Genomic DNA, 13,752 nt, shown 5'->3' with positions numbered 1-13,752 from the left:
AAAAAAGGACATTTTTAGTTGTGTCGTATTGAAGGAGGTCTATTGGTTATGGATGAATTAAATCACGGACAGTCTCTTAATGAAGGAGACGTAGTGACAGGAAAAGTTGTAAAAGTGGAGGAAAAGCACGCACTCGTAGATATCGGTTATAAAGCTGAAGGTATTTTGCCTATTAGTGAATTGTCAAATCTTCATGTGGAAAAAATTTCAGATGTTCTATCTGAAGGGGATGAAGTTTCCCTTAAAGTAAAAAAAATAGAAGAAGAGACTACTGAAGATGAGAGTGAAATGGAAATTATCTTATCAAAACGTTTAGTAGATGCTGAAGAAAACTGGGAAAAGCTTGAAAATAGATTGGCAAGCGGCGAAGTTTTTGAAGCAGAAATTAAAGAAGTTGTAAAGGGCGGACTTGTAGCTGATGTTGGACTTAGAGGGTTTATTCCCGCATCCCATGTAGAAACGCACTATGTGGAAAACTTTGATGATTATAAAGGCAAAACTCTTACATTGAAAGTAATTGAAACAGACAGAGAAAAAAACCGGGTTATTCTCTCCCATAAAGCAGTTGAGGAAGAGAAACAGGCAAAAGAAAAGATGGATGTTCTGGAAAAAATTAGTGCGGGAGATGTTCTTGAAGGTACGGTACAAAGACTTACAGATTTCGGTGCTTTCGTAGACATTGGCGGTATCGATGGGTTAGTGCACATATCACAGCTCTCCCATGAACATGTAAACAAAGCTTCTGATGTGTTATCTGAAGGTGAAACGGTTAAGGTCAAAGTTCTGTCCGTTGACCGGGATAATGAACGTATTTCTCTATCTGTTAAGGATGTTTTGCCGGGACCATGGGAAGGCATTGAATCAAAGGTTAAAGCAGGCGATGTCGTTGAAGGAACTGTCAAGCGTCTGGTAAACTTTGGTGCCTTTGTTGAAGTGCTGCCAGGTGTAGAAGGTCTTGTTCATATATCCCAGATTTCAGATCGTCATATAGGAACACCTGGTGAGGTACTGGAAGCAGGCCAAAAAGTAAATGTAAAAGTACTGGATGTAAGTGAAGAAAATAAAAAGATGTCCCTGAGTATACGTGAAGTTGAAAATGATCAGAATAAAAAAGAAATTGAACAGTATACAAAAGAGCAGGATCAGGGTACATTTTCACTGGGCGATGTGATTGGCGACCAGCTGGGTAAATTAAAAGAATAAAACGGTGGTTAATATGAGTAGAGCACAAAGGAAGATTGCACACATCAATGAAGTGGTAAAACAAACACAGACTGAACCTAACAGCTTTGATGAAATGGAGATTATTCATCAGAGCCTTACTCCATTAAATTGGAATGAACTTTCTTTAAATACAGCTTGTGGCGAACTTTCTCTAAGTTCGCCTCTTTTTATCAATGCTATGACAGGTGGGGGCGGATTTAAAACCGCTGAAATTAATCAAAAGCTCGCAATGGCTGCTCACGAAAAAAATATTGCGATTGCTGTGGGTTCACAAATGTCTGCGCTAAAAGATGAAGAGGAAAAAAACACATATGAAGTCGTGAGGCGTGAACATCCAAATGGAATTGTGATTGCTAATGTTGGCAGTGAAGCAACGCTGGAACAGGCGAAACGGGCAATTGATATGGTAGAGGCGAATGCTTTGCAGATTCATTTAAATGTGATGCAGGAATTAATTATGCCTGAAGGAGACCGGGACTTTTCCGAACGTTTGCGGAATATTGAGGATATCGTTTCAAACATTTCCATACCCGTAATTATCAAAGAAGTAGGCTTTGGAATCTCGAAGGAAACGGCCGCAAAACTGGAAAGTATTGGAATTAAGTATATTGATGCTGGCGGCAGAGGCGGGACAAGCTTTTCCCAAATTGAAAATAATAGGAGAACAGATCGTCTCCATTCTCTTAACCATTGGGGAATTCCTACACTGGTTTCTTTAAGAGAAATACAGGCTGCCTTTCCCAATGTTCATTTAATTGCATCCGGCGGGATTCGCCATGGGCTGGATGGTGCAAAAGCTTTGATTTCAGGAGCGAATATGTTTGGAATGGCAGGGCCGATGCTTCGGACCGTTATCGATCAGGATGTTGAGGGATTGGTTAATAAAATTGACTCCATTCATGATGAAATTAAAATTGTGATGATGACCCTCGGTGTAACCAGTCCTAATCTTTTAAAAGGTAGTCCCCATGCACTATTTGGCAAAACTAAGGAATGGATAAATCAAAGAACATAAAGTTTATGAAGGATAAAAAACACCTATACTGAAAATGGTAGGTGTTTTTTTATGGAAACCTGGATTTTTTACTGGCTCGCGTGGGTACTGTGGATTATTGTTTACTTTTTTGATTTTGATTCGAGAAGGCGGTTCTGCTATTCAAGCTTCATTTTAGGTTGTATGATTACATCCACTACATATATTTCATATTCCGGACTGGAGATTCATGTGCCTTTAATAATGAATTGTATAACTGGTTTTATACTACTTGCAAAATCAAAGGGGAAGTTTATTCGCGTCAGTATCGCCATTAGCTTAAGCTTTGCCTACAGTGGGCTGAAATTATGGGCGCTGTTTAATCCATTATGGTTATTTCTTTCAAGCTCAATTATAATGGCCTTAATCTGTATTCTTGAATTTTATATTTTTGTGGATGATCTGCAAAGTCAACTGGCTATTGCCTTGATAAGTACTTCAGCTGGACAGCTTCTTTTTACCTTTGTAAGACTGTCCTATGGATTTACAGTTTCAATCGGAGACCTGGCCTACCTAACAGATGTCGTCTTTATAATGATTACATTAACCTTATGGTTTAAAATCAGACGTTTTAGTGAAAAAATAGAACAAACTGTCAAAAATGTTTCCTTAAAATTTAAAACGTGACAGAATCTGCAGAAGTTAAGGAAAAAGTTGTTTAATAATCCTTCATTTGCTAAAATATAAAAGCTGTAGTTACCCTTCTTTCAGGTAAGAAGGGTATTTTCAAACGTTTGTGGCTAAACCTGCCACAATTGAAATATACTCAAATGTGAATATAAAGGATGAACAGAAATGCGGAAATCTGTTGTTGCAATAGTAGGAAAACCGAATGTAGGAAAATCAACGATATTTAATCGGCTTGTCGGAGAAAGAATTGCCATTGTGGAAGATGTACCAGGGGTTACTCGTGACCGAATCTATGCGGAAGCCGAATGGTTAAATACAACCTTTAATTTAATTGATACAGGAGGAATCGAAATAGGGGACGAGCCTCTAATGGTTCAAATGAGGACACAGGCGGAAATTGCCATTGAGGAATCCGATGTCATCATTTTTATGATTGATGGAAAAGAAGGAGTTACAGCGGCTGACGAAGAAGTGACTCGTATGTTATTTAAATCGAGCAAGCCTGTGGTTCTGGCTGTTAATAAAATGGATAATCCTGAGATGAGAGATCGGATTTATGAATTTTATTCCTTAGGATTTGGGGAGCCTTACCCTATCTCAGGTTCACATGGGTTAGGATTAGGTGATTTACTTGATGAAGTTGTGAAGCACTTTCCTGAAAGGGACATTGAAGAAGATGATGAGGATACCATCCATTTCAGTTTAATAGGCCGCCCTAACGTGGGGAAATCCTCGTTAGTAAATTCAATCTTAGGTGAAGAGCGGGTTATTGTAAGTGAAGTTGCCGGAACAACCAGAGACGCCATCGATACAAGCTTTGAAAAAGACAATCAGGATTTTGTCATCATTGATACTGCCGGGATGAGAAAAAGAGGAAAGGTTTATGAAAAAACTGAAAAGTACAGTGTGTTACGAGCCCTAAAAGCGATTGAACGCTCAGATGTGGTCTTAGCTGTCCTTGATGCAGATACGGGTATTATTGAGCAGGATAAACGAATTGCAGGCTATGCACATGAAGCGGGTAAGGCCGTTATTATTGTCGTAAATAAGTGGGATACTGTTGAAAAAGACGATAAAACCATGAAAGAATTTGAAGATAAAGTCAGACAGGATTTTCAATTCCTGGACTACGCACCTGTTGTTTTTCTTTCTGCGTTAACAAAAAAACGAATGCATACATTATTGCCTAGAATTATTCAGGCAAGTGAAAATCATGCCAAAAGAGTACAAACAAACCTGCTGAATGAGGTTATTATGGATTCCCTTGCACTGAATCCCACTCCTTCTATAAAAGGGAGAAAACTCAAGATATTATACGCGACACAGGTTGCTGTGAAACCGCCAACCTTTGTGGTATTTGTGAATGATCCAGAACTCATGCACTTTACGTTTAAGCGCTTTTTGGAAAATCGTATTCGGGAAGCATTTGGGTTTGAAGGTACGCCCATTAAAATATACGCAAGACAACGGAAATAAAGGAGGACTTTGTCAATGGGGAAGGTTGCTGTACTGGGAGCAGGAAGCTGGGGATCAGCATTGGCACTTGTTTTGGGAGATAACCACCATGATGTAAGATTGTGGACTCATCGTGCTGAACAGGCCAAGGCTATTAATGAAACCCGGCAGAATGAAAAATATTTAAAAGAAATTACACTCCCTGACGAGGTAAAGGCTTATGATAATCTCAATGAGGCTATTGCCGATGCAGAAACGATTGTCCTTGTTGTCCCAACAAAGGCTATTCGTGATGTGTGTGGTCAACTGAAAAATCATCTGGATCATAAAGTAACACTTATTCATGCTGCCAAAGGAATTGAGCCTCATACATTAAAACGTGTTTCCGAAATGATTGAGGAAGAAGTGCCCAGGGAGCTTTATGGAGAGGTTGTTGTTTTGTCTGGCCCAAGTCATGCAGAGGAGGTTGGAGCGAGACATCCAACAACCGTAACAGTGTCCTCACATGATCATGACCTGGCACAGAAAGCACAGGATCTGTTTATCAATGATAAATTCCGTGTGTATACCAATCCTGACATTGTCGGTGTTGAATTAGGGGGGGCATTAAAGAATATTATCGCTCTGGGTGCAGGAATTTCAGATGGACTGGATTATGGTGATAACGCAAAAGCTGCCCTTATCACAAGAGGACTGGCTGAAATCGCAAGACTGGGTGCTTCCATGGGAGCAAATCCATTAACATTTGCAGGTTTAACAGGAGTTGGAGATTTAATTGTAACTTGTACCAGCTCGCATAGTCGAAATTGGCGTGCAGGATATCTGCTGGGACAGGGACGTAAATTGGACGATGTATTAGAAGAAATGGGCATGGTAGTAGAAGGCGTACGTACAACGCAGGCAGCCTACCAGTTATCGGAACAGGAAAACATCGAGATGCCTATTACAAAGGGACTGTATAACCTTCTATTTAACCAGGAACCCCCAAAAGTTATTGTCGACCGTTTAATGAACAGAGGAAAAACCCACGAGGTGGAAGAGCTACCTGATGATTTACGGAATCAAACGCTTTAATTAAAACATCTCACACCCCCACTGCCTTTGCATATAATATGGTGAAACGTATTACAAGGAGGTAGGGCAGTGGGAAAACAATCTGAAAACAATCCCTTTAACCAAATTGAAAACAATGCTAACATTTCTTCCGATGAAATATTTAAGGTTGCTGATTCGGTCAAGAATGCCAATTTTTCTGATGAAAAAAACGTAAGGCAGTTAGTACGCAGACTTTCAAAAATGGCAGGTAAACCTGTATCCAAGGCTAAAGAGGACGAAATTGTTGAAATGATTACCAATCAGAATATACCGATGGATATGAACTCACTTCAACAGATGCTTAAGAAATAGACTGCTTGGGCACTTGATGATACGGTTCATTTGAACAATGCATATAATAAACCGCAGCAAGAAATCCTATAGAGCTGCAAGGTAAGGGATATATTTAGTTTACCGAGGTGTCCAGCCCCTTCACCTCGGGTTTTATTTGTTCTGAGAAAGTATCGGATCACATCATCCGGTCATACTGTTACATGGATGGACAAGCCTGCTTTTCTATCCTTCTAATTTTCTATATGATATAATATGGACGAATTTGAAGTCCTTAAGGAGCGTTTTACATGAGCCAGAGCATGTTGAATATGTATATATCTTTCGTGGGAATGGCATTGCTGCTGATTGCCATGGGACTCATATATTTAAGCAGAAATAAACTTAAGGGGTTCTTCAGTGGAATCGTTGGCCTTTTGGCATACATATGTTTTATTTTCGGCAGTGTTATTATTTTTTATATTGTTCTAAGTGGTCCAACAGCGTAAAGATAAACGGGGGAATTTCATATGAAAATAAGTCAGGCCGTTTGGAGTTTTATGGCTATCGTTCTTCTTACCGGCTGTATGTACCCGGAAGAGGAATTACAAAAGAATCAAATTCCAAATGATATGCAGCTGGAAATGGTGCAGGAGGCTGTGAGTCAGTATAAAAATGACCACAACGGGCAATTACCAATTAAGAATCGGGACATGGATACAGATATATTTATTAAATATCCTGTTGATTTTAAAAAACTGAAGCAGAGTGGATATTTAACCACTACACCGGGAAATTCGTATGAGCAGGGTGGTTTATATCAATATGTCATCATCCGTCCTGAAACAGAGGCGACAGTAAAAATTGTTGACTTACGCCAATCAGAAAAATTACGGGAAATTAATTTTCAGCTGGAAATCTATCGCAATGAACATATTTACCCTCCTTTTGGCGAGGAAGTCGCTGCAGGGGTCTATAAGATAGACATCAAAAAATTAGGTCTTGAGCAGCGTCCGGTCGTCCAAAGCCCTTATACAAATCAGAATCTGCCTATTTACATGGACACCGATGGGCAGCTTGTCATTGATTATCGAAAAGATCTCTACAAAGTAATTAAGGAGAAAGAACATAATTATCAGGCAGGAGATGACATCAGATATCTATTAGCAGATCACTACCCATTTGTACCTGCCTATTCTCTGCCATACACACTACAGGATGGAGAGCCTGTTTTTCACACTTATTCAGAGAACGAAAAAAATCAGAAGAAATCGTAAAAAGATACCTTTTAGAGGTATCTTTTTTTGTTTATCAGAATATAGTGTACCGTGTATTTCCATTATTCAGCCAGGGGGCAGCCGTTTTTCAGGCGTTAGAACCATCCGTTTGATGAAATGAGAACATGATGTTTCTTTATATTACATACCTTTATCCTTCGTTTTCTTAAATGTTTTAGTCATATTTTGATAGGACAACATCATAGACTCTTAGTGTTAAAGAATTGTATTCGTGTTTTGTATTTTTTCAGGAGTGAAGTTCACGTATCGGGAGGGGATCACTTGGAAAGAGTCGATATTTTTAAGGACATATCGAAACGAACGAACGGAGATATTTATCTGGGTGTTGTAGGCGCTGTACGAACGGGTAAATCAACCTTTATTAAAAAATTTATGGATCTAGTTGTTTTGCCCAATATAGAAGATGAAGGAGAAAAATCCAGAGCACAGGATGAATTGCCACAGAGCGCTGCCGGCCGGACCATTATGACAACTGAACCTAAATTCATTCCTAATCAGGCAGTAACTGTTAATGTGGATGAAGGCCTTGATGTAAATGTACGTCTCGTTGACTGTGTTGGATATACGGTTGACGGTGCCAAAGGTTTTGAGGACGAGAATGGTCCAAGGATGATTAATACACCTTGGTACGAAGAGCCTATTCCATTTCCGGAAGCAGCTGAAATTGGAACGAGAAAAGTCATTCAGGAGCATTCGACCATTGGAGTGGTTGTGACAACGGATGGAACTATAGGGGATATTCCCCGTAATGATTATGTAGAAGCCGAAGAAAAAATTGTGAATGAACTTAAGGAAGTAGGCAAACCGTTTATTATGGTTCTGAACAGTCAAAACCCTCATTCACAGGAGACGGAGCTGCTTAGAGAAGAATTGAAGGAGTACTATGATATTCCTGTAGTAGCGGTTAGTGTGGAAAATATGCGGGAACACGATGTCTATAATGTCTTACGTGAGGCACTTTACGAATTCCCGGTATTAGAAGTAAATGTAAACCTGCCTAGCTGGGTAATGGTGTTAAAGGATGAACATTGGTTAAAACAGCGCTACGAAGAGGCTATTCAGGATACTGTAAAAGATATTAAACGTCTTCGTGATGTGGACCGGGTTGTCGGAAACTTCTATGATTATGACTTTGTAGATCAAGCCCAATTAGCGGGAATGGAGATGGGAGACGGCATTGCAGAAATTGATCTCCAGGCACCGGATGAATTGTATGACCATGTACTGAAAGAAATTGTCGGCGTTGAAATCAGAGGTAAAGATCATTTGTTAGAATTAATGCAGGATTTTGCTACTGCAAAACGCGAGTACGATCAGGTCTCTGAAGCTTTAAATATGGTGAAGCAAACAGGCTATGGGATTGCAGCACCAACGCTTGAAGATATGGCCCTGGATGAACCCGAAATTATTCGACAAGGTTCAAGGTATGGCGTCAGATTGAAAGCTGTAGCACCTTCTATTCATATGGTGAAGGTGGATGTTGAGTCTGAGTTTGCGCCGATTATTGGTACTGAAAAGCAAAGTGAAGAGCTTGTCAGATACTTAATGCAGGACTTTGAAGAGGACCCTTTATCAATCTGGAAGTCTGATATTTTTGGCAGATCGTTAAGCTCAATTGTCAGAGAAGGGATTCAGGCTAAGCTTTCCTTAATGCCGGAAAATGCAAGATACAAACTTAAAGAAACCCTCGAACGGATTATCAATGAGGGTAGCGGTGGCTTAATAGCAATCATATTATAAAAAAAGCGGCAGAAAATGCCGCTTTTTTTATTTTTATTCTTAAAAAAAGAGTACAACCTTGATTTATATTTTGCTAGATACATAAGAATCGTTGAAAATCGCATGAGAATGCGGTTTTGCTATTGAAAGGCCCTGGCGAATTATGGTAAGATGCAAGTAATCTTACATACCGGATTTTGATAGGAAAATCCATCAAATACAGAAGAATTTTGCCTAATTTTATTGAAATTCCTCGAAAATTCGGTTATGATAAGGCTTGTCATCATTTTTGAATGACTTACATGTATAAAATGTATGAAAATTGTTAACAAATGGGATGATTGGAATTTTAAAATTCCTTTTACGCTCATTCGATTGTTTGCATTTGGGAGGAGGTGAAAGATATGAATAAAACAGAACTCGTAAATGCAGTTGCTGAAAAAAGCGATCTTTCTAAAAAGGATGCAGCTCAGGCTGTAGATGCCGTATTTGAATCCATTACTGATTCCTTAACTGACGGAGATAAAGTCCAGCTTATCGGGTTTGGTAACTTTGAAGTTCGCGAGCGTGCGGCTCGTAAAGGACGTAATCCACAAACTGGTGATGAGATTGAAATTCCAGCCAGCAAAGTTCCTGCATTCAAACCTGGTAAAGCCCTTAAGGATGCTGTGAAATAAGCTATACATAGGGCTGTAAAAAAAGAGGGTCTTCAAACCCTCTTTTTTTTATGCTCCTTTTTAACATTTTTCAATAGATTATAGGGAATGATAATGTTAAAATATGAACGTACCTTAAAAAGTTTATGAGGAGGAACTGCATAAGATGAGTACAAGTTCTTCTGGTTCGGATTTTTTTGTTATAAAAGCTTTAGAAGATGGTGTAAACGTAAATGGACTAACAAGAGGTACAGATACCCGTTTTCATCATTCCGAGAAGTTAGATAGAGGAGAAGTAATGATTGCTCAGTTTACTGAACACACTTCAGCTGTTAAGGTTCGGGGCAAAGCCATCGTTCAAACCAGTCATGGTGAAATACATACTGAAGAAAATCAGGATATTTAATCAAGCAATGAAAAGTTTTTGAAGTGGGTTCTGTGAGAAAGGGTCAAGGTGATTGATTTGGATCCCAAATTTATACAGAAAATAAAAGATCATATCATCCAATTTGCTGATGAGAAATTTGGAGACATAAAAAGGGAGCCTGTTCTTTCTGAAGATAAGATTTTATTTTTGGACACTATTCTGGATTATTCCGATAACCTCGCCCGTAAGGAAAAAGAGCAAATAATTCAGGCGATTATGTATGTACAGACAGCACTGGACATTCATGATTTTGTATCCATTCATTCCTATAAACATGATCAGATAAATCAGCAAAAGCAGATGAATGTTCTAGTGGGTGACCTGTTGAGTGGAAAGTTTTACCACAATTTATCCCGCGTTGAATATATAGATTTAATCGAAGTGATTGCTGGTGCCATTCGAACGATAAATGAAAGAAAAATGATGATTTATCACAGTGATATCCATTCCATTGAGCATCTGATAGAAGAGATGAAAGAAGTCGAATCAGCCATCGTGATCCATGTGGCTGAATACTTTAAAATGACGGAACACCATGATGTGATAAAAAACTGGCTGCTTATGAAGCGGTTATTCCTGGAGTTGAAAACATATGCTCAGGAACAGAAGTCGGCTGTGATAACCTTGCTCAGTCAAAGTAATAACGAAGATGATGTCATTCGGATGGTGGAAAATATGATACCGGGAATTATGATCAGGTTAGAATCATTAATCCAATCGTTACCATTGCACCTTAATGAATTGAGAATGTTTTTAATGAATGAACTGAAAAGAATTTCACAGAAACAGGGAATCTTATTGGAGGAAGGATAAGAAAATGGATCAGCGCTCAAAAGCAGAGAAAGTTCACCATGTATTTGAAAAGATTTATGATAAATATGACGTGATGAACTCTGTCATTTCTTTTCAGAGGCATAAAGCCTGGCGAAAAGATGTCATGAAACGAATGGAAGTAAAACCAGGGGAGAAGGCATTAGATGTTTGCTGTGGAACAGGAGACTGGACGTTTGCACTTGGAGAAGTTGTAGGTAAGAGTGGACAGGTGACCGGTCTCGATTTTAGCAAGAACATGCTTTCCATCGCTCAAACTAAATTGGACCAGGAACCCCTTCCTCAAATTTCTTTTAAGCATGGGGATGCAATGAATCTTCCGTTTGAAGACAACTCCTTTGATTATGTGACCATCGGATTTGGCTTGCGGAATGTCCCTGACTATCTGCATGTATTAAAAGAAATGACCAGGGTGATTAAACCAGGAGGAAAAGTGGTCTGTTTAGAAACCTCGCAACCAACCATTCCCGTATACAGGCAATTATATTATCTCTATTTTAAATTTGTAATGCCCCTTTTCGGAAAAATCTTTGCCAAAAGTTATAATGAATATGCGTGGCTGCATGAATCAGCAAAAGACTTCCCGGATCGAAAGGCACTTAAAGCGTTGTTTTTGGAAGCTGGTTTGACGGATGTTCAGATAAAAAGTTATACTGGCGGAGTTGCAGCCATGCATCTGGGAACAAAGCCGGAAAAATGATCACATATTCAGATATTTGAAATATAGGTGAAACATATGAAACTACCTTTATCTTATAAATTTTTAAATCATGATTTAGATATTATTGAGTCGGAATTATTATATACAGTTAAAGCAGATCATCCTGTTTTACGGGCAGCATCTACTCAATTACTAAAAGCAGGCGGAAAACGAATTCGACCTGTTTTTGTTTTGCTGGCTGCAAAGTTTGGTCATTACGACCTGGAAAAAATTAAACATGTCGCTTCTTCATTCGAATTGATGCATATGGCTTCTTTGGTGCATGATGATGTGATTGATGATGCAGAATTACGAAGAGGCCATGAAACCATTAATGCTAAATGGGATAACCGGGTTTCCATGTATACTGGAGACTATATGTTTGCCAGGGCTCTTGAAATCCTGTCTGTTATTCAAAACCCGAAAGCACATCTGATCCTGTCCAATACCATTGTTGAACTTGCGCAAGGGGAAATTGAACAATTAAAGGATCAATATAATCTGGATCAGAACTTTAGAAATTACTTAAGACGTATAAAACGGAAAACAGCACTTCTTATAGCAAGCAGCTGTCATTTGGGAGCCATTGTTGCGGACGCTCCGGCTGACTATCAAAAAGCCTTGGCTAAGTATGGCTACTATATAGGAATGTCGTATCAAATCATTGATGATATTTTAGACTTCACCGCAACACCAGAAAAGCTGGGGAAGCCGGCTGGAAGTGATTTGTTTCAGGGGAATATTACGTTACCCGTTTTATATAAATTAGAAGACACTTCTTTTAAGCAAAGATTGGCCAGCAGCTTTGAACAATCCCGTGGACAAGCTGTGGTAAGTAAGGATCTTGCTGACATAGTAGAGGAAATCAAGCAATCTGATGTTATTGAAAAGTCATTTCGCGTAAGTGAACTCTATTTACAAAAAGCCTATAAACAGTTGGAAGTTCTGCCACAATCCAAGGCGAAGAAGGCTTTGATGGACATCGCGAAATATATTGGCAAAAGAAGCTATTAAAAGAATTGTCAAAAAACACAAAATTTGTTAAACTTTTAGAGGCTTGAAGCGTTTTCACAATCTACTATAAAAAGAGGTGTAAAGATGGAAAAAACATTTCTAATGATTAAACCAGATGGAGTGCAGAGAAACCTTGTAGGGGAAATTGTAACAAGATTTGAAAAGAAAGGATTTCAATTATCGGCTGCAAAGCTTATGCAAATATCCAATGAGCTTGCTGAAGAACATTACGGTGAACATAAGGATAAACCGTTTTTTGGTGAACTAGTTGATTTCATAACTTCAGGCCCTGTTTTTGCCATGGTATGGGAGGGTGAAAATGTAATTGCTACGGCCCGCCAAATGATGGGGAAAACGAACCCGCAGGAAGCAGCTCCGGGTACTATTCGAGGAGATTTTGGACTTACTGTGGGCAAAAATGTGATTCACGGATCAGATTCATCTGAAAGTGCAGAAAGAGAAATCAACTTGTTCTTTAACCAGAATGATCTCTTATCCTTTACAAAAGATGACCAAAAGTGGATTTACTAGTATAGAACAGGCCAGTACTTCACTGGCCTTCTTTCATTTATAATGATTTATAGAAGGGGAACGACCATGGGGGATTATGAACAATTTACAGAACGTATCCATAAAAGGACGGGTATAAACCTGTCTTTATATAAAGAAAAGCAGATGAAACGTCGTCTGATATCACTGAGAGAAAAACGGGGCTGTCAGTCGTTTGATGATTATTACAATCTTCTCATTAATAATAAGGAATACTATCACGAGTTTTTAAATCGTATTACCATCAATGTATCTGAGTTTTTCCGCAACAAAAAACGATGGGATGTCCTTGATCAAACCATTATTCCTAAACTGTTAACCAGGAAAAAGCATTTGAAAATATGGAGTGCGGCTTGTTCTACCGGAGAAGAACCATACACGATTGCCATGATTATGAATCAGCATATTTCATTATCTAATGTTGAGATCGTGGCGACCGATATAGATGAAAATGCTCTGCAGGCGGCTCGAAATGGAGTGTACCCAGGTAAATCACTGAAAGAGGTCCCGGAAGACTTGAAGCGTAAGTATTTTCAGGAAAACAATGGCATTTATACCATTGACCCTAATCTTAAGAAGGCCATCACCTTTAAAAAACATAATTTGCTTAAGGATACTTATGGACGGGAATATGATTTAATTGTATGCCGGAATGTACTTATTTACTTTACAGATGAAGCAAAAGAGGAAATCTATCAGGGATTCAGTCACTCCCTGGCTGATGATGGGATCCTTTTTGTGGGTAGCACCGAACAAATTTTTAATCCGAAACAATATCAGTTCCAAACCGTGGATACCTTTTTTTATGAAAAACAAAACGCGAAAGAACAAACACTTGAATAAGCTTCAAG

Annotated in this window: 16 protein-coding genes; all 16 read left to right on the top strand. The window is 38.9% G+C overall.

Features of this window, described 5'->3' with window-relative positions:
- The first annotated feature begins 48 nt into the window (after positions 1-48).
- The 16 genes from rpsA to ACZ5OK_RS10260 all read left to right on the top strand — a co-directional run bounded on the left by rpsA (position 49) and on the right by ACZ5OK_RS10260 (position 13,744).
- On the top strand, positions 49-1,203 hold the full coding sequence (gene rpsA / locus ACZ5OK_RS10335) for a 30S ribosomal protein S1 (RefSeq protein ID WP_343836622.1): 1,155 nt from the start codon (positions 49-51) through the stop codon (positions 1,201-1,203).
- A gap of 13 nt (positions 1,204-1,216) precedes the next feature.
- Positions 1,217-2,239, top strand: coding sequence for a type 2 isopentenyl-diphosphate Delta-isomerase (gene fni / locus ACZ5OK_RS10330; RefSeq protein WP_343836619.1), 1,023 nt, complete (start codon positions 1,217-1,219; stop codon positions 2,237-2,239).
- Positions 2,240-2,290: 51 nt separating this feature from the next.
- On the top strand, positions 2,291-2,884 hold the full coding sequence (locus tag ACZ5OK_RS10325) for a YphA family membrane protein (RefSeq protein WP_343836616.1): 594 nt from the start codon (positions 2,291-2,293) through the stop codon (positions 2,882-2,884).
- 168 nt (positions 2,885-3,052) lie between these two features.
- Complete coding sequence (der, locus tag ACZ5OK_RS10320) at positions 3,053-4,363, top strand: ribosome biogenesis GTPase Der (RefSeq protein WP_343836613.1); 1,311 nt, start codon at positions 3,053-3,055, stop codon at positions 4,361-4,363.
- A 15-nt stretch (positions 4,364-4,378) separates the two neighbouring features.
- Positions 4,379-5,416 carry an NAD(P)H-dependent glycerol-3-phosphate dehydrogenase gene (locus ACZ5OK_RS10315; RefSeq protein WP_343836611.1) on the top strand — a complete coding sequence of 346 codons (1,038 nt, stop codon included), beginning with the start codon at positions 4,379-4,381 and terminating at the stop codon, positions 5,414-5,416.
- 69 nt (positions 5,417-5,485) lie between these two features.
- On the top strand, positions 5,486-5,749 hold the full coding sequence (locus ACZ5OK_RS10310) for a stage VI sporulation protein F (protein ID WP_343836609.1): 264 nt from the start codon (positions 5,486-5,488) through the stop codon (positions 5,747-5,749).
- A 269-nt stretch (positions 5,750-6,018) separates the two neighbouring features.
- Positions 6,019-6,216 (top strand): DUF2768 domain-containing protein, encoded by a 198-nt coding sequence (locus ACZ5OK_RS10305; protein ID WP_343836606.1) that lies wholly within the window; start codon positions 6,019-6,021, stop codon positions 6,214-6,216.
- A gap of 21 nt (positions 6,217-6,237) precedes the next feature.
- Entirely contained in the window at positions 6,238-6,984 is a 747-nt protein-coding gene (locus ACZ5OK_RS10300) for a hypothetical protein (RefSeq protein WP_343836605.1), read from the top strand.
- Positions 6,985-7,266: 282 nt separating this feature from the next.
- A complete protein-coding gene (spoIVA, locus tag ACZ5OK_RS10295; RefSeq protein ID WP_343836603.1) occupies positions 7,267-8,745 on the top strand; it encodes a stage IV sporulation protein A in 1,479 nt (492 codons plus the stop codon).
- A gap of 383 nt (positions 8,746-9,128) precedes the next feature.
- Positions 9,129-9,401 carry an HU family DNA-binding protein gene (locus ACZ5OK_RS10290; protein ID WP_177167322.1) on the top strand — a complete coding sequence of 91 codons (273 nt, stop codon included), beginning with the start codon at positions 9,129-9,131 and terminating at the stop codon, positions 9,399-9,401.
- A 145-nt stretch (positions 9,402-9,546) separates the two neighbouring features.
- Positions 9,547-9,786, top strand: a complete 240-nt coding sequence (gene mtrB, locus ACZ5OK_RS10285) for a trp RNA-binding attenuation protein MtrB (RefSeq protein ID WP_343836598.1) — start codon at positions 9,547-9,549, stop codon at positions 9,784-9,786.
- A 57-nt stretch (positions 9,787-9,843) separates the two neighbouring features.
- Entirely contained in the window at positions 9,844-10,620 is a 777-nt protein-coding gene (locus tag ACZ5OK_RS10280; protein ID WP_464758103.1) for a heptaprenyl diphosphate synthase component 1, read from the top strand.
- Positions 10,621-10,624: 4 nt separating this feature from the next.
- Complete coding sequence (locus ACZ5OK_RS10275) at positions 10,625-11,338, top strand: demethylmenaquinone methyltransferase (RefSeq protein ID WP_343836592.1); 714 nt, start codon at positions 10,625-10,627, stop codon at positions 11,336-11,338.
- Between the two features lie 36 nt (positions 11,339-11,374).
- Positions 11,375-12,352, top strand: coding sequence for a heptaprenyl diphosphate synthase component II (hepT, locus tag ACZ5OK_RS10270; protein WP_343836590.1), 978 nt, complete (start codon positions 11,375-11,377; stop codon positions 12,350-12,352).
- Between the two features lie 84 nt (positions 12,353-12,436).
- Positions 12,437-12,883 (top strand): nucleoside-diphosphate kinase, encoded by a 447-nt coding sequence (gene ndk, locus ACZ5OK_RS10265; RefSeq protein ID WP_343836588.1) that lies wholly within the window; start codon positions 12,437-12,439, stop codon positions 12,881-12,883.
- 66 nt (positions 12,884-12,949) lie between these two features.
- Positions 12,950-13,744 carry a CheR family methyltransferase gene (locus ACZ5OK_RS10260; RefSeq protein WP_343836586.1) on the top strand — a complete coding sequence of 265 codons (795 nt, stop codon included), beginning with the start codon at positions 12,950-12,952 and terminating at the stop codon, positions 13,742-13,744.
- Positions 13,745-13,752 lie beyond the last annotated feature (8 nt).

The sequence above is a fragment of the Salinibacillus aidingensis genome, from assembly GCF_055393355.1.
This window is presented reverse-complemented; position numbering and strand designations above follow the sequence as displayed.